The 18,731-nt window shown below is 69.5% G+C and carries 15 protein-coding genes and 1 riboswitch; of the genes, 7 read left to right on the plus strand and 8 right to left on the minus strand.

Annotated features, from left to right (window positions below):
• Nucleotides 1–353 precede the first annotated feature (353 nt).
• Nucleotides 354–1,802, plus strand: coding sequence for a diacylglycerol kinase family protein (locus ACFUEJ_RS06090; RefSeq protein ID WP_338855412.1), 1,449 nt, complete (start codon nucleotides 354–356; stop codon nucleotides 1,800–1,802).
• Between the two features lie 111 nt (nucleotides 1,803–1,913).
• Here ACFUEJ_RS06090 and ACFUEJ_RS06095 read toward each other — a convergent pair whose 3' ends face one another.
• Together ACFUEJ_RS06095 and ACFUEJ_RS06100 are read right to left on the minus strand one after the other, a co-directional pair.
• The gene (locus ACFUEJ_RS06095; RefSeq protein WP_004022916.1) at nucleotides 1,914–2,330 is read right to left on the minus strand and encodes a cytochrome c oxidase subunit 4; all 417 of its coding nucleotides are present in this window, start codon (nucleotides 2,328–2,330) and stop codon (nucleotides 1,914–1,916) included.
• A gap of 2 nt (nucleotides 2,331–2,332) precedes the next feature.
• Entirely contained in the window at nucleotides 2,333–3,430 is a 1,098-nt protein-coding gene (locus tag ACFUEJ_RS06100) for a cytochrome c oxidase subunit II (RefSeq protein ID WP_058253081.1), read from the minus strand.
• Nucleotides 3,431–3,833: 403 nt separating this feature from the next.
• On the opposite strand from ACFUEJ_RS06100, the gene asnB reads away from it, so the two are divergent.
• Nucleotides 3,834–5,759, plus strand: a complete 1,926-nt coding sequence (gene asnB, locus ACFUEJ_RS06105; protein ID WP_388028122.1) for an asparagine synthase (glutamine-hydrolyzing) — start codon at nucleotides 3,834–3,836, stop codon at nucleotides 5,757–5,759.
• 55 nt (nucleotides 5,760–5,814) lie between these two features.
• Here the strand turns inward: asnB and ACFUEJ_RS06110 are convergent, their stop codons facing one another.
• From ACFUEJ_RS06110 to ACFUEJ_RS06125, 4 genes are all read right to left on the minus strand, one after another.
• Nucleotides 5,815–6,129 (minus strand): multidrug efflux SMR transporter, encoded by a 315-nt coding sequence (locus ACFUEJ_RS06110; protein ID WP_068972093.1) that lies wholly within the window; start codon nucleotides 6,127–6,129, stop codon nucleotides 5,815–5,817.
• A gap of 9 nt (nucleotides 6,130–6,138) precedes the next feature.
• Nucleotides 6,139–6,205: riboswitch (guanidine-III (ykkC-III) riboswitch) on the minus strand.
• A gap of 65 nt (nucleotides 6,206–6,270) precedes the next feature.
• Nucleotides 6,271–7,248 carry a carbohydrate kinase family protein gene (locus tag ACFUEJ_RS06115; RefSeq protein ID WP_259937418.1) on the minus strand — a complete coding sequence of 326 codons (978 nt, stop codon included), beginning with the start codon at nucleotides 7,246–7,248 and terminating at the stop codon, nucleotides 6,271–6,273.
• 176 nt (nucleotides 7,249–7,424) lie between these two features.
• Nucleotides 7,425–7,784 carry an iron-sulfur cluster assembly accessory protein gene (locus tag ACFUEJ_RS06120; protein ID WP_058253100.1) on the minus strand — a complete coding sequence of 120 codons (360 nt, stop codon included), beginning with the start codon at nucleotides 7,782–7,784 and terminating at the stop codon, nucleotides 7,425–7,427.
• Between the two features lie 216 nt (nucleotides 7,785–8,000).
• The gene (locus ACFUEJ_RS06125; RefSeq protein ID WP_388028126.1) at nucleotides 8,001–9,083 is read right to left on the minus strand and encodes a glycerate kinase; all 1,083 of its coding nucleotides are present in this window, start codon (nucleotides 9,081–9,083) and stop codon (nucleotides 8,001–8,003) included.
• 226 nt (nucleotides 9,084–9,309) lie between these two features.
• Here ACFUEJ_RS06125 and ACFUEJ_RS06130 point away from each other — a divergent pair, with 226 nt between their 5' ends.
• Genes ACFUEJ_RS06130 through ACFUEJ_RS06140 form a run of 3 tightly spaced genes read left to right on the plus strand, consistent with a single transcriptional unit; the run spans nucleotide 9,310 to nucleotide 12,686 of the window.
• The gene (locus tag ACFUEJ_RS06130) at nucleotides 9,310–9,999 is read left to right on the plus strand and encodes a DUF3043 domain-containing protein (protein WP_058253102.1); all 690 of its coding nucleotides are present in this window, start codon (nucleotides 9,310–9,312) and stop codon (nucleotides 9,997–9,999) included.
• 3 nt (nucleotides 10,000–10,002) lie between these two features.
• Nucleotides 10,003–11,871, plus strand: coding sequence for a nicotinate-nucleotide--dimethylbenzimidazole phosphoribosyltransferase (cobT, locus tag ACFUEJ_RS06135; protein WP_388028129.1), 1,869 nt, complete (start codon nucleotides 10,003–10,005; stop codon nucleotides 11,869–11,871).
• Nucleotides 11,872–11,888: 17 nt separating this feature from the next.
• Nucleotides 11,889–12,686: an adenosylcobinamide-GDP ribazoletransferase gene (locus ACFUEJ_RS06140; RefSeq protein WP_388028132.1), complete on the plus strand. Its 798-nt coding sequence runs from the start codon at nucleotides 11,889–11,891 to the stop codon at nucleotides 12,684–12,686.
• Between the two features lie 16 nt (nucleotides 12,687–12,702).
• Here the strand turns inward: ACFUEJ_RS06140 and ACFUEJ_RS06145 are convergent, their stop codons facing one another.
• Together ACFUEJ_RS06145 and gcvT are read right to left on the minus strand one after the other, a co-directional pair.
• A complete protein-coding gene (locus tag ACFUEJ_RS06145) occupies nucleotides 12,703–13,809 on the minus strand; it encodes a branched-chain amino acid aminotransferase (RefSeq protein WP_058253105.1) in 1,107 nt (368 codons plus the stop codon).
• A gap of 91 nt (nucleotides 13,810–13,900) precedes the next feature.
• Nucleotides 13,901–15,010, minus strand: a complete 1,110-nt coding sequence (gene gcvT / locus ACFUEJ_RS06150; RefSeq protein ID WP_165629884.1) for a glycine cleavage system aminomethyltransferase GcvT — start codon at nucleotides 15,008–15,010, stop codon at nucleotides 13,901–13,903.
• 109 nt (nucleotides 15,011–15,119) lie between these two features.
• Between gcvT and ACFUEJ_RS06155 the strand changes: the two genes are divergently transcribed.
• Both ACFUEJ_RS06155 and sucB read left to right on the plus strand, forming a co-directional pair.
• On the plus strand, nucleotides 15,120–16,667 hold the full coding sequence (locus tag ACFUEJ_RS06155) for a leucyl aminopeptidase (RefSeq protein ID WP_068972096.1): 1,548 nt from the start codon (nucleotides 15,120–15,122) through the stop codon (nucleotides 16,665–16,667).
• A 242-nt stretch (nucleotides 16,668–16,909) separates the two neighbouring features.
• Nucleotides 16,910–18,718, plus strand: coding sequence for a 2-oxoglutarate dehydrogenase, E2 component, dihydrolipoamide succinyltransferase (sucB, locus tag ACFUEJ_RS06160; RefSeq protein WP_388028137.1), 1,809 nt, complete (start codon nucleotides 16,910–16,912; stop codon nucleotides 18,716–18,718).
• Nucleotides 18,719–18,731: the final 13 nt, after the last annotated feature.

The raw sequence follows: 18,731 nt of genomic DNA on the forward strand, positions 1-18,731 counted from the left end.
GTTCACCGAGCGGGGCTACGAGGCGACGACCGTGGACGACATCGCGGAGGCGGCCGAGGTCTCGCAGCGCACCTTCTTCCGCTACTTCGCCAGCAAGGAGGAAGCCGTCTTCGCCATCCAGGAGATGGTCGAGTCGCGCTTCCTCGCCGAGCTGCGCCAACGCCCCGCCGAGGAGAACCCGTTCGAGGCGCTGCGCGACGGCCCGCGGTTCGTTGTGCATGGTGACCCACGTCTTCGACCGATACCACTCCCCTCCCCCGGGGTGGCTGCCGGCGCGGGTTCGATGTGGCACGGTGTACCCCATGCACCGGTCAACTCCCCGAAGTTCCGGTCTGTCCCAGATCACCCGCGGGATGGGCACTCTCGATGCCGAGATCTACGATTCGATCGCCCGGTCCCCGAGCCCGCTCCTCGACGTGACGATGCCGATACTCACCCGGGCCGCCGACCACTCGAAGCTGTGGATGGCGATCGCCGCCGGGCTTGCCGTGTCCGGCCGTCCCTCGCTGCAGCGCGGCGCCGCACGCGGACTGGTCTCGCTCGCCGTGACGAGTCTGGTCACCAACCAGGGGGCGAAGCGGATCCGCAACCGCTCGCGGCCCTCCCACGGACTGATCCCGTTGTCCCGGCGGGGTCGTCGACGCCCGACGTCGAACTCGCTACCGTCCGGACACTCCGCCAGTGCTGCCGCCTTCGCGGTCGGTGTGGCCGTCGAGAATCCGCCCGCGGGTCTGTTGTTGTCGGCACTGGCCGGGCTCGTCGGGCTGTCCCGGGTGGCGACCGGGGCACACTACCCCGGCGACGTGGTCGCGGGGCTCGGCATCGGCGCCGTCATCGCCACCATCGGTGCCCGTGTCGTGCCGCCCATCACCGAACCGTCGCTGTCCCTGGCCGCCCCGTCCGTCGTCGACGTGGGACCCAACCCCGACGGGACCGGGCTGGTCGTCGTCGTGAACCCGGGCTCCGCGGACGGACGGGGTCGCCGCGTGGTGGATGCGATCCGCACCGGGCTGCCGGCCGCCGAGATCATCGAGCTCGACGACACCGACGACATGGCAACCGTTTTCGCCGACGTGGCGGCCCGCGCGGAGATCCTGGGGGTGGCCGGCGGCGACGGCACCGTGGCATGTGCCGCCGCTCCTGCGCTCGCCGCCGACATCCCCGTCGCGGTCTTCCCGGCCGGCACGTTCAACCACTTCGCGCGCGACATCGGTTGCGGCACGGTGGACACCACGATCGACGCGATCCGTTCGGGTTCGGCGTCCCGTGTCGACGCGATGTGGCTCAACGACTCCCGCCTGATCCTCAACACCGCGAGCATCGGCGCGCACCCCGACTTCGTCCGGGTCCGCCGGCGCCTCCAGCGGCGGATCAGCCGGCCGCTCGCGACCGCGGCGGCCGTATTGCACGTCCTCCGCAAAGACCCGCACGTCCGAATCGAGGTGGAGGGCCGTGTACTCGACGCGTCCCTGTTCCTCGTCGGCAACTCGATCTACCAGCCCACCGGATTCCTGCCGTCGCGACGCATCCGGCTCGACGACGGCCTTCTCGACGTACGGATCCTCGAGACGAGCCATCGCTGGGCGACCCTGCGGCTCCTGGGTTCACTGGCGCTCGGTCGTCTCGAACGCTCCCACCTGTACCACGAGATGCAGGTCCCCGAGTTCCGCTTCACCGCGGTCGACGGCCCCGTCGCGGTGTCACACGACGGCGAGGTCGAGGAGTCGTTCTCGCAGGCCGACTTCCGCGTGGACTACCGCGTCCTGAAGGTCTTCCGGCCGGTCGGCCGGGAGCGTCCCTGACCGCTCACCGAGGGTCGCTCGGCGACGACACGAAAGCCCCCCACCGAATCTCCGGTGGGGCGCTTTCGTGGTGCGTGCGGGACGCCGCCAGGCGGCGTCAGTGCCTGTCGCTCAGTGTTTCTCGGGACCGACGTGGTACTCGAAGACCAGGCCCGCCGCCGTGCCCATGATGACCACGGCCGCGAAGATCGACAGCCAGAAGTTACCGGTGGCGAAGCCGACCGCGAAGGTCGAGGCGCCGAGCGCGATCAGGATGGGCCACCAGGAGTGCGGACTGAAGAAGCCCAGCTCGCCGGCGCCGTCCTCGATCTCGGCGTCTTCGTAGTCCTCGGGGCGGATCTCGACGCGTCGGGCGACGAATCGGAAGAACGTGCCCGCGATGAGCGTCAGGCCGGCCGCGAAGAACAGGCCGACGACGCCGACCCACTCGATGCCCTTGCTGGTGAACGCGGTGAAGAGGGTGTATGCGACGCCCGTCAGAAAGAAGAAGGCGGTCAGCATCTCGAAGAGGCGTGCCTCGATCTTCATCGTCAGCTCACTTCCTTGGTGCAGTTGGCGAGGGTCGGGTTGTCGGGATCACCGGTGGCACCGACGGAGCCGTCGGTCGCGCGGCGGGTGTCGAAGGGCACCGTGGTGACCGCTTCGGGTGCCTGGCAGATCGACGCGAGCGCTTCGGCGTTGGTGGCGCTGGGGTTAGCCTCGCGGAACCGGATGTAGCTGTCGAAGTCCTCCGGCGAGACCGCGCGGACCTCGAAGTTCATCATCGAGTGGTACGTACCGCACATCTCCGCACAGCGACCGACGAAGGCGCCGGTCCGGTCGATCGACTTGATCTGGAAGATCGGGTCGGTCGCGTTCTGCTCGGGGAACGGGAAGACGTCGCGCTTGTAGAGGAACTCCGGCACCCAGAACGAGTGGATGACGTCGGCCGAGGCGATGTTGAACTCGATGCGCTTGCCGGTCGGCAGCACCAGGACCGGGATCTCCGACGACGAGCCGACCGTCTCGATGCGGTCGAACTTCAGGTAGTCGCGGACGTCGTCGTCACGGCCACCGGCCGGACCGGGGAGCTCACCGTGCTCGCCGCCCTCGTCGCTGCCGGCGTGCTCGGTCTCGGCGCCGCTACCGGTCTGCGCCTGGATCTCGAACGGGTTGCCGTTCTGCTCGAAGCCGTTGTAGGTGGTGCCGTCGGAGAACTCGACCTGGTTGTAGCCGAACTTCCAGTTCCACTGGAACGCGGTGACGTCGACGACGACCTTGGAGTCGTTGTTCTTGCCCTCGACGTTGTTCTGCACGATGACCGTGAAGTAGAAGAGCACGGCGATGATGACGAACGGGATCGCCGTGTAGGTGAGCTCCAGCGGCACGTTGTATGCCGTCTGGCGCGGGAACACGCCCTTCTTGGCGTCGTTCGCGCGGTGGAACGTGATCGTCCAGAAGATCAGCGCCCAGACCAGGACACCCATGACCAGCGCCGCGATGACCGACCAGGTCCACAGATCGACCATCTCTTTGCCGTCGGGCGTGACGCCCTCGGGCCAACCGAAACGCATCGCCTCACTGGCGCTGCAACCCGACATCAGCAGTGCGCCGAGGCCGAGAGCGGCGACGAATCCGAGTCGCTTCATCGTCCGCGACGCTGATGAGACACGCCTCGCTCGGGGCCGTCCACCGTGTGCCAATTTCACGCCTTCCTGCTCGCTCACCGGCGCCCTCGCGCCGAGGTGAGTGCATGCCACATGACCTGCACGGGGCAAGGTCTTGCTGTGGACACACAGCAATTCTTGCACCTAGTACTACGCAGCGTAGACCAACCCGCGGAAGCTGTCGGAATCGGGGCGCGATCGGCGTCGTGTCCCCCTCCCTCGGTCCCGCACCGGCGCCCACGGGTCGCGCGCGACAGTCGCGTTCGCTCGCACGGCCCACCGCGCCACATAGGAACTCCGCCCGCCGCTTCAGGCATACTCGGACGCGATCCGGCCCGGCGTCGGAATCGTGCGTGGACTGGCAACTGAACGGAGAGAACGAGACGTGTGTGGTCTGCTCGGCCTACTGACATCCGACGGAACGGCCGCCGATGTCGTCGAACCGGTGGCGGTGGCCTCGCACTGCATGCGGCATCGCGGACCCGACGAGCCCGGTACATGGCACGACGACGACATCGTGTTCGGGTTCAATCGCCTCTCGATCATCGACATCGAGCATTCGCATCAGCCGCTGCGCTGGGGCCCGCCCGAGAATCCCGACCGTTACGCGCTGGTGTTCAACGGCGAGATCTACAACTACCTGGAGCTCCGCGCCGAGCTGGCGAAGGACGAGGGGGTGCTGTTCCGGACCGAGGGTGACAGCGAAGCGATCGTCGCAGCGTTCCACCACTGGGGCCCCGACGCGGTCAAACGGCTTCGCGGCATGTTCGCCTTCGCGATCTGGGACACCGAGAACCGCTCGCTCTTCCTCGCCCGCGACCCGTTCGGCATCAAGCCGCTGTTCGTGGCGTCGGGCCCGGGCGGGCTGATCTTCGGCAGCGAGAAGAAGAGCCTGCTCGAGCTGATCGAACGCGTCGGGCTGTCGACCGAGCTCGATCCCCGCGCGATCGAGCACTACACCGTGCTGCAGTACGTCCCGGAGCCCGAGACGATCCACGCGTCGATCCGGCGGCTCGAGTCGGGCTGCCACGCGACCGCCACGCCGGGCAGTCCCCTGTCGATCCGGCGATACTTCACCCCGCAGTTCGGTGTTCGCCCGGTCACCGAGGCCACCCGGCAGAAGCGCTACGACGAGATCGCCGACGTCCTCGCCGATTCGGTCGCCAAGCACATGCGCGCCGACGTCACGGTCGGGTCGTTCCTGTCCGGCGGCATCGACTCGACGGCCATCGCGGCGCTCGCGATCCGGCACAACCCCGACCTCATCACCTTCACCACCGGCTTCGAGCGCGAGGGCTACTCGGAGGTCGACGTCGCCGCCGAGTCCGCGGAGGCGATCGGCGCTCGGCATGTCGTGAAGGTCGTCGGGCCGTCGGAGTTCATCGAGTCGATCCCGTCGATCGTCTGGTACCTCGACGATCCGGTCGCCGACCCGGCACTCGTCCCGCTGTACTTCGTGGCCGCCGAGGCGCGCAAGCACGTCAAGGTGGTCCTGTCCGGCGAGGGCGCCGACGAGTTGTTCGGCGGCTACACGATCTACAAGGAACCGCTGTCCCTCGCCGCGTTCGACCGGCTGCCCCGTGCGCTGCGTCGTGCGGCGGGCAAGGTGTCCGAGCGGATTCCGGAGGGGACCCGCGGCAAGAGCCTGCTGCACCGCGGGTCGCTCACGCTCGAGGAGCGCTATTACGGCAACGCCCGCAGCTTCGACGACGCGCGGCTCCGCGCGGTGCTGCGCGACTACCGTCCCGAATGGACCCACACCGACGTCACCGCACCGATCTACGCGATGAGCCAGGGCTGGGACCCGGTGGCCCGGATGCAACATCTGGACCTCTTCACCTGGCTGCGCGGGGACATCCTGGTCAAGGCCGACAAGATCACCATGGCCAACTCCCTCGAGCTGCGGGTGCCGTTCCTCGACCCGGAGGTCTTCGCGATCGCCGAGGGTCTCCCCCATGACGAGAAGATCGCGCACGGCACAACGAAATACGCGTTGCGCAAGGCGCTGGAGCAGATCGTCCCGGCGCACGTTCTGCATCGCAAGAAGCTCGGCTTCCCGGTCCCCATCCGCCACTGGCTGGCCGGCACCGAGATGTTCGACTGGGCGCACGACACGATCATGCATTCGCAGACCGATCACATCTTCGCCAAGGACGCTGTTGTCGCGATGCTCAACGAGCACCGAGAAGGCGTGGTGGACAACAGCCGTCGACTCTGGACGGTCCTGATGTTCATGGTCTGGCACGGCATCTTCGTCGAGGGCACGATCGTTCCGGAGATCATCGACCACACCTACCCCGTGCGGGTCTGATTCCCCGACAACCGAAGCCGCCCACGAATCCGGGGCGGCTTCGGTGGCGACGGGATCAGTGCGCGAGCTTGAGACCGATGACCCCGCCGACGATCATCACCAGGAACAGCGCCTTGAGCAGCGAAACCGGTTCCTCACCGGTGGCCATCGCATAGACGACGGTCAGCACCGCGCCGATACCGACCCACACCGCATAGGCGGTCCCGACCGGCAGATCGCGCATCGCATACGCCAGTCCGACCATGCTGGCGACCAGCGCGACCCCGAACACGGCCGTCGGACCCAGCTTGCTGAAACCCTCAGACTTGCCCAGCGCGGTTGCCCACACGGCTTCCAGGACACCGGACACGATCAGAACGATCCACGACATGACGCTCCCTCCGGGCCGTCTTGTCGCACACCGGGTACAGCACCCCTCGTCCGGGAGTCCTCGATCGGGACTCCGTTCCAACGTCTCACGCCGGGGCGGGGGTGGCAACGTCAGACGCGTCACCACCCCGGGGAACCGGACTCAGCCGGCGAACGCCGCCTTGATCTCCGCGGCGGCCTCGGCGCCGTAGGCGCCTTCGATCCGAGCCAGGGCCGAGTCCGGGTCCCATGCCCAGTCCTGTGTCGAGACGGTCTCCAGCACGAGCACCGCGACCATCGACCCGACCTGCGCGGCCCGCTCGAAGTCGAGTCCGCGCGCCAGCGCGGACAGGAACCCGGCGCGGAACCCGTCGCCGACACCGGTGGGGTCGACCTTCTCCGTCTCCGGCACGACGGGGACGTGGATGCGCGTGCCGTCGCGGTCGACGATCTCGACGCCGTCCTTGCCGAGCGTCGTGACGCGCACGCCGACCATCTCCGCGACCTGCGCCTCGGACAATCCGGCTTTCTGGCGCAGCAGTCCCCACTCGTACTCGTTGGTGAACAGGTAGGCGGCGCCGTCGATGAGCGTGCGGGTCTGCTCCCCGTCGAGGCGGGCCAGCTGCTGCGACGGGTCCGCCGCGAACGGGATACCGGCGGCCCGGCACTCTTCGGTGTGGCGGATCATCCCGGCCGGATCATCGGCCCCGATGAGGACGAGGTCGGGCGCCCCGACCTCGGCGATGACCTCGGACAGCACGATCTCGCGGCTCTCGCTCATCGCGCCGGCGTAGAACGTGGCGAGCTGGGCCATCGTCTCGTCGGTGGTGCACATGAACCGGGCGGTGTGGTGGGTCTCCGAGACCCGCACGCCCCGGCAGTCGACCCCGTTGGCTTCGAGCCACTGGCGGTAGTCGTGGAAGTCGGACCCGACCGCGCCGACCAGAACGGGCGCACCGCCGAGCTGACCCATCGCGTAGCAGATGTTGCCGCCGACACCGCCGCGCCGAACGACGAGATCCTCCACGAGAAAGCTGAGGGAGATGTGTTCGAGGTGGTCTCCGAGCAGCTGCTCGGAGAACTTGCCCGGGAACTTCATCAGATGGTCGGTTGCGATGGACCCACACACAACGATTGCCACTGGAGATCTCGACCCTTCGATTGGTTGCCCGACGGATGTACCCAGCAGGTGGTCACCTCACCCGGACAGGTGATGACGCAGACAGGTGTCCACGCTACTCACTCATCGGCAAACGACACCGGCCGCACCCCAAGTGGGATGCGGCCGGTACCGGAAAATTGCTGACGTGTACGGCGTCAGTTGAACGAATCGCCGCAGGCGCAACTGCCGGTGGCATTCGGGTTGTCGATGGTGAAGCCCTGCTTCTCGATGGTGTCGACGAAGTCGATGGTGGCACCCTGCACGTAGGGGGCGCTCATGCGGTCGACGGCGAGGGTGACGCCACCGAAATCGGTGGTGATGTCGCCGTCGAGAGTGCGGTCGTCGAAGAAGAGCTGGTATCGCAGACCCGCGCAACCACCCGGCTGTACGGCGATACGCAGCGCGAGGTCGTCGCGGCCCTCCTGGTCGAGCAGCGCCTTGGCCTTCGACGCGGCTGCGTCGCTGAGGATGACGCCGGTGCTCGTGGCTGTGCCCGTTTCGTTCTGCACGGTCATGGATGCTCCTGTAAGTGGTGTGGTCCCGGTGCATCGTGGCCCGATGCCGTGGTTGGGGTGTGCCCTCACGGTCGTTCGGGATTCACCCGCTCGCCGGGAGGTCGACCGGTGTGCCCGTGCGTACAACCGTACTCCTCCCCGTGGTATTCCCGTCCAGTCGGACGGGCGTTTCCGGGAGGTCGGCACCCGATTCGGCGGCACGGCGCGACGCCGAGGTCAGCCCGGACCGTCCGCCGCCCGGAAGTCGGATGCGACCGACGTCGCGAGCGCGACGAGCTGGTTCTCCGCATCGTTCATCGCGACCTCGACCGATCCGGCGATGTCGACGATCGCATACGCGGCCGCGACACCGGCCGCTCGGATCTCGTCGGGGCCCAGTGCGACCTGCCCCGCGAGGACGATCGTCGGCGCACCCGCGCCCCGGGCGCCGATCGTCGAGGCCGCCTCGTGAAGTGCGGCGACCACCTTGCCCCGGAGCGTCTGGGCGTCGAACTTCCCCTCTCCGGTGACCACGACATCGGCCGCGGCCACCTCGGCCGCCAGCCCGGTCGCCTCCGTGACGACGGTGGCACCGGACACCCGGGTACCGCCGAGCGCGAGCAGCGCCGCACCCAGCCCGCCCGCGGCGCCGGCGCCGGGCTCATCGGCGACATCCCGGCCGGCGAGCGCACTCAACACCTGCGCCCGGTCGGCGAGGCGGGTCTCGAGCAGTTCGACCGTCTCCGGGTCGGCGCCCTTCTGCGGACCGAAGACCGCGGCCGCTCCCGACGGCCCGAGCAGCGGGTTCTCCACATCGGACGCCACCACCAGATCCACACCCCGGAGTCGCTCCCGGGCGCGGTCGCCGCCACCGAGGGCTGCCACGAGGCCGGCGCCGCCATCGGTCGTCGCACTGCCGCCGAGGCCGATCACGATCCGCTCGGCCCCGCGCGCCAGCGCCGCCGCGACGAGTTCGCCGACCCCGCGGGTATCGGCTGCCGTCGCCGTCCGCGGCGTCGGCGTCCCGCCCAGCTGGTGCAGACCGCACGCCTGGGCGCACTCGATGTATGCGGTCGACGCGTCGTCGAGAAGCCATCGCGCGATGACCCCCGCCCCGAGCGGACCGGACACCGGTTCGGCGATCACGGTCCCGAACCGCGAGGCGAGCACGTCGACGAAGCCGGGTCCGCCATCCGACTGCGGAGCCACGACAAGCTCGTCCCCATGCCGTGCCGCACGCCACCCTCGGGCGATCGCCCGCGCCGCGACCACTGCGGACATGGTGTCACCGAACGAATCCGGCGCGATCAGGATCCGCACCGGGATCCCGCCGTCGGCCCCGTGGGTGCTCCACCGCGCTGCGCGCCGTTCCCGGTCATGAGCACGGAGTGTAAGTGGCCGAACCCGACCCGGCAGCGCGACATCGACGCGGGACGGATCCGCGATACACCGCGCGAAGCCGCAGATGCCGAGTCCGCCGGGGTGACCACCCGAAAGCGACGACCACGCGTTTGTCTCGCAACATCGATCACCTAGGCTCTACAGCGTGAAGCTGCCATGGAAGAAGGACGACACCCAGGCGGATTCCGGCGACAGCTCGGTCTCCACCTACACCGCCGACGACGAGTCCGGCACCGACGTCGCGCCCTCCACCAAGGGCAGCAAGTACACCCCGGGCAAGGGTCGTCCGACGCCGTCTCGCCGACAGGCCGAGAACAAGCGACGCGGTCCCGTCGCACCGCCCCCGACGAACCGCGCCGAGGCGCGCGCCCGCAAGAAGGAACTGAAGTCCACGCTCTCCAAAGAGGAGAAGCGCGCACTCTCCGCCGAGCGCCGCGAGAAGCGGCTCCAGCAGCGCGAACGGATGATGGCCGGCGACGAGGCCTACCTGATGCCGCGCGACAAGGGCGCCTCGCGGCGCTACACCCGCGACATCGTCGACGCCCGACGCAACTTCGCCGGGCTGTTCATGCCGTTCGCGATCCTGCTGATCGTGTTGATGTTCCTGGTCCCGCAGGCAGCGGCGCTGACCAACCTGATCCTGGTCGCCTTCGTCGTGCTGATGGCGGCCGACGGTGTGATCCTGGGCCGCATGGTCAATCGGCGGGTCGCCGAACGTTTCCCCGAGTCCAGCGACGGCGGTTTCAAGCTGGGCTGGTACGCGTTCACGCGCGCGATGCAGCTGCGCAAGATGCGCGCCCCCAAGCCGATGGTCTCGCCGGGCGACGAAGTCTGATCGATGACCGATCGCGCAGCGCGCACCCTCGTCCTCGGCGGCGTGCGCTCGGGTAAGTCCGCGCACGGAGAGTCGTTGCTCGACGGCCACCGTCAGATCCGCTACCTGGCCACGGGCCCGCTGACGTCCTCCGACGGGGAGTGGATGGACCGGGTCCGGCTCCATCGCGAACGCCGCGACGACCGGTACACGACGATCGAGACGACCGATCTCGGCCAGGCCCTGCGCGCCGCGCCCGACATCCCGGCCCTCGTCGACGACCTGGGCAACTGGCTCACCGCGCAGATCGACGCCGTCCACGGTTGGACCTCGGGTTCGGAGATCGACCTCGACGGCCGGATCGACGACCTGTGCGATGCCCTGCGCGCGATGTCGGCCGACTTCGTGATCATCAGCCCGGAAGCCGGCCTCTCGCTCGTACCGCCCACCCCCGCCGGCCGGGTGTTCCAAGACCTGCTCGGGACCCTCAACGTCCGGGTCGCCGAGGTGTGCGAGCGTGTCGATCTCGTCGTCGCCGGCCGGGTCCTGCACCTCCCCGCCGGAGCTCCCGCCGACGAGTCCGGAATCCCGCATGCAACAGCCGGCGCGGACCCGGCCGGCAACGCGGACCCGGCGTCGGACGCCCCGGTTTCGGCCACCCCGGCATCGGACACCCCGACGACGACTCCGTCCGCCTCCGACGACCCGACCGCGACGCCGCCGAGCACAGCAGCGGCGGCCGCGGTGGCAACCACTTTCGGCGCAGCACCCGAACCTGTTGCGGGCGTGGGTGTCTCGGAACGGCCCCGGCCCGACCCCACGGACGCCGAGGTGTTCGCACCGATCGCGCCGCCGGACGAGGCGGTCGCGCAGGATGCGCGGAAACGGCAGGCGGTACTCACCAAGCCGCCGGGGTCGCTGGGCCGCGTCGAGGAGATCGGCGTCTGGATCGCCGCATGCCAGGGGCAGTGTCCGCCCGCGCCACTCATCTCCCCCACCGTCGTCGTCTTCGCCGGCGATCACGGTGTCGCACGCGGCGGCGTGTCGGCGTTCCCACCCGAGGTGACCGCGCAGATGGTCGCCAACATCGCCGCGGGGGGTGCCGCAGTGAACGTGATGGCGGGCCGTGTCGGCGCCGCGGTGAAGGTCGTCGACATGTCCGTCGACGCCGACACCCCGCCGGAACTGTCGCGGTACAAGGTCCGTCGCAGCAGCGAAGACCTCCGCACCACCGACACCATCAGCCTCGCCGAGGCACGTGAGGCGCTGGCCGCCGGACGCGCCATCGCCGACGACCTCGTCGACTCGGGCACCGACCTGCTCATCGCCGGCGAGATGGGCATCGGCAACACCACCCCGGCGACCGTCCTCATCGGCGCGCTGACCCGGCGCGAGCCGGTCGAGATCGTCGGCCGCGGCACCGGCGTCGACGACGCCGGATGGATGCGGAAGACGGCCGCGATCCGAGACGGAATGCGTCGCGCGCGCAAGGTCATCCACGACCCCCTCGCGCTGCTCGCCGCGGTCGGCGGCGCCGATCTCGCCGCCACCGTCGGCTTCCTCGCCCAAGCGGCGCTGCGTCGGACGCCGGTCATTCTCGACGGCGTGGTGATCACTGCCGCGGCGATGGTCGCCAACGAACTCGCACCGGGGGCGATACGCTGGTGGATCGCCGGACACCGATCGGTCGAACCCGCCCACCAGATCGCGCTCGACCACCTCGATCTCGTTCCGGTACTCGACCTCTCGATGCGCCTGGGCGAAGGCAGCGGTGCCGTCCTGGCACTGCCGATCGTGCAGTCGGCAGCAGACCTGCTCGGCTCGATGGCCACCTTCGACGAGGCGGGGGTGTCCGACCGGGAGGCTGAGCACGCCACCGTCGAGACGACCTGACGCCGAACCGATCCGAGATGATCTCGCCGATCCGGGCGCTGCGAACCGCGTTCAGCTGGCTCACGGTGGTACCCGTCGGTGGTCACGCAGGCGCTTCCGCACCCGACCGGGAGCTGGGAGCGGCGGTCATGGCGTCGGTCCCGGTGATCGGCGCCGCCCTGGGCGCGGCGTCGGCAGGACTGGCTTTCGGGCTCGCGCAGACCGACCTCCCGGCGGTCACGGCGGGCGTGCTGATCGTCGTGCTGCTCGGCGTCGCCACCCGGGGCATGCACCTCGACGGGCTCGCCGACACCGCGGACGGACTCGGGTGTTACGGGACGCCCGATCGTGTCACCGAGGTCATGCGCAGCGGCACCGTCGGACCGTTCGGCGTCGCGACGCTGGTCCTCACGCTGGCCGTGCAGTCGACCGGGTTCGCCGCGCTCGCGAACGGGTCTCGTTGGTACGACCTCGCTTTCGCGATCGCACTCGGGCGGTTCGGCGCAGTCGTCGGCACCCGGCGGTCCCTGGAACCGGCCCACCACAACGGTTTCGGCGCCCTGGTCGCGGGGACCCAGCGCACCTCGGTCGCCGCGTGGTTCGTGGTGGCCCTGCTCGCAACCGTGCCGCTCGGACTGTCCGCCAACGGATTCGACGGCGGCCACGTCGAGGTGGCCGCCGTCGTCCGGGGGTGTGCGATCGTGCTGGCCGTGACCGCCTTCGCGTGGTGGTTCACGAGGCACTGCGCTCGCCGGATGGGTGGGATGACCGGCGACGTGCTGGGCGCGACCATCGAACTCGGGGTCGCGATCGGCGTCGTCGGCCTCCTGCTCTGAGGCGTCGTGGCGCCGCTCAGCGGCGGTAGAGCTCCGTCATCCACCCGTGGGTGTCGGCGAAGGTCCCGCGCTGGATGCCGGTCAGGGTGTCACGCAACGCCTGCGTCACCTCACCGGTCTCACCGTTGTTGATGGTGTAGTCCTCGCCCTCACCCTTGACCCGGCCGACCGGGGTGATGACCGCGGCGGTGCCACAGGCGAACACCTCGGTGATGTCGCCCGACGCCACGCCCTTGCGCAGCTCCTCGGTGGTGATCTTGCGTTCCTCGACCTCGAAGCCGGCATCGGTGGCCAGCGTCAGCAGCGACGAACGGGTGATGCCGGGCAGCAGTGAGCCCGACAACTCGGGGGTCACCAGCCGGGCGTCGGCGCCTGAGCCGAACACGAAGAACAGATTCATGCCGCCCATCTCCTCGATGAAGCGGCGTTCGATCGCGTCGAGCCACACGACCTGGTCGCACCCCTGCTCGGTGGCCTGCCGCTGGGCGAGGAACGCGGCGGCATAGTTGCCACCGCACTTGGCGAATCCGGTGCCGCCCGGTGCCGCGCGGACATACTCGGTGGACAGCCAGACACTCACCGGCTTGATCCCACCGGCGAAGTAGGCGCCCGCCGGCGAGGCGATGACCGAGTAGATGTAGCTGGAGGACGGGGCGTTGACGCCGAGGCTGGCCTGCGACGCGAACATGAACGGCCGGAGGTAGAGCGCCTCTTCGCCGCCGGCGGCGGGCACCCACTCGTTGTCGGCCTCGAGCAGGGCCTTGAGCGAGGCGATGAAATCCTCGACCGGCAGCGCGGGCATCGCGAGCCGCTCCGCGCTGCGCTGGAGACGCGCGGCGTTCGCCTCGGGGCGGAACGCGGCGATCGAACCGTCCGGCTGCCGATAGGCCTTGAGCCCCTCGAACACCTCTTGGCCGTAGTGCAGAACCGTGGCCGCGGGGTCGAGGGCGATCGGACCGTACGGCTTCACCGTGGCGTTGTGCCAACCCACCCCTGCGTCGTAATCGATCATCACCATGTTGTCGGTGAAGTGGCGCCCGAATCCGGGGGCGGACAGGATCTCCGCGCGCCGGCCCTCAGACACCGGGTGCGGATGCTCGGTACGGTTGAACTCCAAGGTCATCACGCCATCGTACCGCCGGGCACAAAAGCATTTCCCGGCCCGGTCGGCTGACCCCCGGGGCTGCGTGGGACGTCGCGCGAGGGCCCGCAGGTCACACGTGCGACGGCACGAACGGCGGGATCACGACCTCGCACGCCAGGTCCCGCCCGCGGACGTCGACGACGACCTCGTCGCCTTTGCGCACCCCGGACGCCGTATCGAGCAGGGCCAGTGCGATGCCCTGTTTGAGGGTGGGCGAGAACGTCCCCGACGTACAGGTGCCGATCTGCTGGTCCTTCCCCGCCAGGCGGACGACGCACCCCGCACGCGGCACCCCGCGGCCGGTCGCCCGCAACCCGTACAGACGACGCGTCGGTCCGGCCTCCTTCTCGGCGAGTAGGGCGTCGCGTCCGAAGAACGACGGCTTGTCCCAGCCGACCGCCCAACTCGACCGCGCCTGCACCGGCGAGATGTCGGGCCCCAGCTCGTGGCCGTGCAGCGCATATCCCATCTCGGTGCGCAGGGTGTCCCGTGCGCCCAGGCCGGCGGGCAACCCGCCGGCTGCCGTGATCGCTTCCAGTAGGACGTCGAACACCGCACCCGCATCGTCCCACCGCGGCACGATCTCGTACCCGCGTTCACCGGTGTATCCGGTGCGGCACACGCGGACCGGTGCCACGCCGTCGGCGGTCGTCAGGTCGGCATCGGCGAACGCCATGTACTCCATGTCGGCGGGCAGTCCGAGCCCGGCCAGGATCTCGGGCGACTTCGGGCCCTGCACCGCGAGCACGGCCAGGTCACGGTGCTGGTCGGTGATCGAGATCCCTTCCGGCGCAATCGCTTGCAGCTGGGCGACCACGGACGCGGTGTTCGCCGCATTGGGCACCAGGAAGACCTCGTCCTCGCCGACGAGGTAGGCGATCAGGTCGTCGACGACACCACCGGAGTCGTTGCAGCACAACGTGTATTGCGCCTTGCCCGGCACGATCTTGCCGAGGTCGTTGGTGAGCGTCGAGTTGACGAAGGCCGCCGCACCTTCGCCGGACACCAGTGCCTTGCCGAGGTGGCTGACGTCGAAGATGCCCACGCTCTCCCGCACCGCGGCGTGCTCGGCGACCGTGCCGGAGTACGACACCGGCATGTTCCAGCCGCCGAACTCGGCGAAGGTGGCCCCCAGTGCGGCATGACGGTCGGCGATCGGCCCGGCGAGGAGTTCACTCATGCCGTCCACGCTATCGGGCGACCCCGCCGGCCGGGCACGGACGCGGCGTTCGTCTGCACGTCTTCCCGCTGAGACTCGGCGCCGCCGGAGCTGTGGCAGAGTTGACCGGGTGAGCAAGAACGACACCGTCGACCGCACGCGCGGCCCCGAACTCGAACTGTCCACCTCGATCGGCAAGGACGACTCCGCCCTGGTCATCGGCCTGATCAGCGCCTCGTCCCCCGACGACGCCGAGAATGCCGACCCCACAGCCGAACCGACCCTCGCCATCGGCGACGGCATCCTCGACGACGCCCAGGCCGCCGCCATCACCGCCGCTCTCACCGCCCTCGGCGCGACCGGGTCCCACGGCGAGGTCACCCGGACCGCGGCTCCGGAGTCGCTGCCCGTCGACATCGTCGTCGCCGTCGGCCTGGGCGATGCCGACAACCTCGACGACGCCGACCAGGTCCGGCAGGCCGCCGGTGTCGTCGCCCGCGAACTGGACGGGCACGAGTCGGTCGCCACCACGCTCTCGGCCGTCGACCTGGCTGCCGCCGCCGAGGGACTGTTCCTCGGCGCCTATCGGTTCGACGAGTTCCGTTCGGACAAGTCGAAGCCCAAGAAGACTCCGCCGCAACGCATCACACTGCTGGTCGAATCGAAGTCCAAGGAGGCCAAGGCCGCTGTGGAGCGCGCGGTCGCCGTGGCCGACTCGGTGGCGATCGCCCGCGACTTCGTCAACACCCCGCCGAGCCACCTGTATCCCGAGGAGTTCGCCGCCCGCGCCCGCACCCTCGGCAGCAAGGCCGGACTCAAGGTCGAGATCCTCGACGACAAGCAGCTGGAGGCGCAGGGTTACGGCGGGATCATCGGCGTCGGCAAGGGCTCGTCCCGGCTGCCGCGCCTCGTCCGGCTGACCCACACCGCGAAGAAGTCGCCGAAGAAGGTCGCGCTCGTCGGCAAGGGCATCACCTTCGACACCGGCGGTATCTCGATCAAACCCGCCGCCAACATGGACGCAATGACCTCGGACATGGGCGGCGCGGCCGCGGTCATCGCGGCGACGATCCTGGCCGCCCGGCTCGATGTCGACGTGACGGTGATCGCCACCGTCCCCATGGCCGAGAACATGCCGTCGTCGACTGCGCAGCGCCCGGGCGACGTGCTCACCCAGTACGGCGGCCGCACGGTCGAGGTCCTCAACACCGACGCCGAGGGACGGCTGATCCTCGCCGATGCCATCGTGCGGGCCTGCGAGGACGATCCCGACTATCTCATCGACACCGCGACCCTGACCGGCGCCCAGATGGTGGCACTCGGCACCCGGACACCGGGCGTCATGGGCACCGACGGGTTCCGCGACCGGGTCGCGGCCCGGTCGGCCGATGTAGGTGAGAACGCCTGGGCGATGCCGCTCCCGGCCGAGCTGCGCGCAGACCTGAAGTCCCGCGTCGCGGACCTGGCGAACGTGACCCCCCACCGCTGGGGCGGGATGCTCGCCGCGGGCATCTTCCTGAAGGAGTTCGTGCCCGAGGACGTGCAGTGGGCCCACATCGACATCGCCGGGCCCGCCTTCAACACCGGCGGCCCCTGGGGTTACACGACGAAGGGCGGTACGGGCGTCCCCGTCCGGACCATCGCGGCCGTGCTCGAGGACATCGCCGCAAACGGCTGAGAACACCTTCGGCGAGCCGCGGCCGAGACCGGTGCCGCGGTCGCCGGAGAATCGTTACCGACGAGTACGAGCCGAACCGAGTCGGCGGCTCACCGTACGGGTAGGGTTGGCCGCGGGGATGAGCGGCTGATCCGCCACTCATCTGCGCGGTCTTCCACCGCCTCCCGACCCCCGTGCCCACGGCGCACACACCACTGGGCATCACCTACAGACCACCACGTCGAGTTCAGGAGTTCACAACGATGGCCTTCTCCGTCCAGATGCCCGCCCTTGGTGAAAGTGTCACCGAGGGGACAGTCACTCGGTGGCTGAAGGAGGAGGGCGACACCGTCGAGGCCGACGAGCCGTTGCTCGAGGTGTCGACCGACAAGGTGGACACCGAGATCCCCGCCCCCACTTCGGGTGTGCTGACCAAGATCATCGCGCAGGAGGACGACGTCGTCGAGGTCGGCGGCGATCTCGCCCTGATCGGCGACGCTGACGAGGCCGGTTCCGACGACTCCGGTTCGGACGATTCCGATTCCGACGCCGCCGGCGGCGACGAGCCGACCGAGGCCGCCCCCGAACCCGAGCCCGAGCAGGCCGCCGAGGAGCCCTCCGTCGACGAGGACGCGCCCGCCGAGAAGCCCACCGCCGACACCGGCTCGGGCTCGGCCGACGGCACCGACGTACTCATGCCCGAACTCGGCGAGTCGGTCACCGAGGGCACGGTCACCAACTGGCTGAAGGCCGTCGGCGACGAGGTCGCCGCCGACGAACCCCTGCTCGAGGTCTCCACCGACAAGGTCGACACCGAGATCCCCTCGCCGGTCGCCGGCACCCTGCTCGAGATCCTCGCGCAGGAGGACGATGTGATCGAGGTCGGCGGCAAGCTCGCCGTCATCGGTGATGCCTCGGCGGCTCCGTCGAAGAAGAAGCCCGAGCCGGAACCCGAACCGGAACCCGAGCCCGAGCAGGAGTCCGCGCCGGAGCCGGAGCCCGAGCAGGCGCCGGCCCCCGAGGAAGAGCAGAAGCCGCAGCCGAAGGCCCAGGAGTCCAAGGCCCCCGAGCCCAAGGCACAGGCCGCGGAGAAGTCCGACCCGCCGACCGTCGAGTCGACCCCGTACGTGACGCCGCTGGTGCGCAAGCTCGCCGCGGAGAACAACATCGACCTGAACGCCATCAAGGGCACCGGTGTCGGTGGCCGCATCCGCAAGCAGGACGTGCTCGCCGCGGCCGAGGAGGCCAAGGCCCCGGCGCAGGAGTCCGCCCCGGCCGCCAAGCCCGCGGCATCGTCGGCGCCGGCCGCGTCGTCGGGCTCGCCGGAGATCCGGCCCGAGCTCGCCGAGCTGCGCGGGACGACGCAGAAGATCAACCGCATCCGTCAGATCACCGCGAAGAAGACCCGCGAGTCGCTGCAGCAGAGCGCACAGCTCACCCAGGTCTTCGAGGTCGACATGACCCGCATCGCCGGGCTCCGCAAGGCGGCGAAGGAGAGCTTCAAGGCGTCCGAGGGCGTCAACCTGACGTACCTGCCGTTCATCGCGAAGGCCGTCGTGGAGGCGCTGAAGGCGCATCCCAACGTCAACGCGTCGATCGACGAGGACAAGAAGGAGATCACCTACTACGACAAGGTGCATCTCGGCATCGCGGTCGACACCCCGCAGGGGCTGCTGTCGCCGGTCATCCACAACGCCGACGACCTGTCGATCGCCGGTCTGGCCCGCGCCATCGCCGACATCGCGTCCCGGGCGCGCTCCAACGGCCTCAAGCCCGACGAGCTCGCCGGCGGCACGTTCACCATCACCAACATCGGAAGTCAGGGCGCGCTGTTCGACACCCCGATCCTGGTGCCGCCGCAGGCGGCGATGCTGGGCACCGGCGCGATCGTCAAGCGCCCGGTCGTCATCACCGGTGAGGACGGTTCGGAATCGATCGCGGTGCGGTCGATGTCCTACCTGCCGCTGACCTACGATCACCGTCTGATCGACGGCGCCGACGCGGGCCGCTTCCTCACCACGGTGAAGAAGCGTCTCGAAGAGGCCGCCTTCGCCGCGGACCTGGGCCTCTAGCCCAGATCTCCTT

This window comes from Gordonia sp. NPDC057258, from assembly GCF_042668985.1.
In the GTDB taxonomy this organism is placed as follows: Bacteria; Actinomycetota; Actinomycetes; order Mycobacteriales; family Mycobacteriaceae; genus Gordonia; species Gordonia hongkongensis.

Excerpts from the sequence above, each read along its gene's own strand:
- ACFUEJ_RS06120 (WP_058253100.1), bottom strand. The coding sequence starts at position 7,784 with ATGACCGTGCAGAACGAAACGGGCACAGCCACGAGCACCGGCGTCATC.
- cobT (WP_388028129.1), top strand. The coding sequence starts at position 10,003 with ATGACCGATCGCGCAGCGCGCACCCTCGTCCTCGGCGGCGTGCGCTCG.
- ACFUEJ_RS06100 (WP_058253081.1), bottom strand. The coding sequence starts at position 3,430 with ATGAAGCGACTCGGATTCGTCGCCGCTCTCGGCCTCGGCGCACTGCTG.
- ACFUEJ_RS06110 (WP_068972093.1), bottom strand. The coding sequence starts at position 6,129 with ATGTCGTGGATCGTTCTGATCGTGTCCGGTGTCCTGGAAGCCGTGTGG.
- ACFUEJ_RS06145 (WP_058253105.1), bottom strand. The coding sequence starts at position 13,809 with ATGACCTTGGAGTTCAACCGTACCGAGCATCCGCACCCGGTGTCTGAG.
- ACFUEJ_RS06140 (WP_388028132.1), top strand. The coding sequence starts at position 11,889 with ATGATCTCGCCGATCCGGGCGCTGCGAACCGCGTTCAGCTGGCTCACG.
- gcvT (WP_165629884.1), bottom strand. The coding sequence starts at position 15,010 with ATGAGTGAACTCCTCGCCGGGCCGATCGCCGACCGTCATGCCGCACTG.
- sucB (WP_388028137.1), top strand. The coding sequence starts at position 16,910 with ATGGCCTTCTCCGTCCAGATGCCCGCCCTTGGTGAAAGTGTCACCGAG.
- ACFUEJ_RS06090 (WP_338855412.1), top strand. The coding sequence starts at position 354 with ATGGGCACTCTCGATGCCGAGATCTACGATTCGATCGCCCGGTCCCCG.
- ACFUEJ_RS06095 (WP_004022916.1), bottom strand. The coding sequence starts at position 2,330 with ATGAAGATCGAGGCACGCCTCTTCGAGATGCTGACCGCCTTCTTCTTT.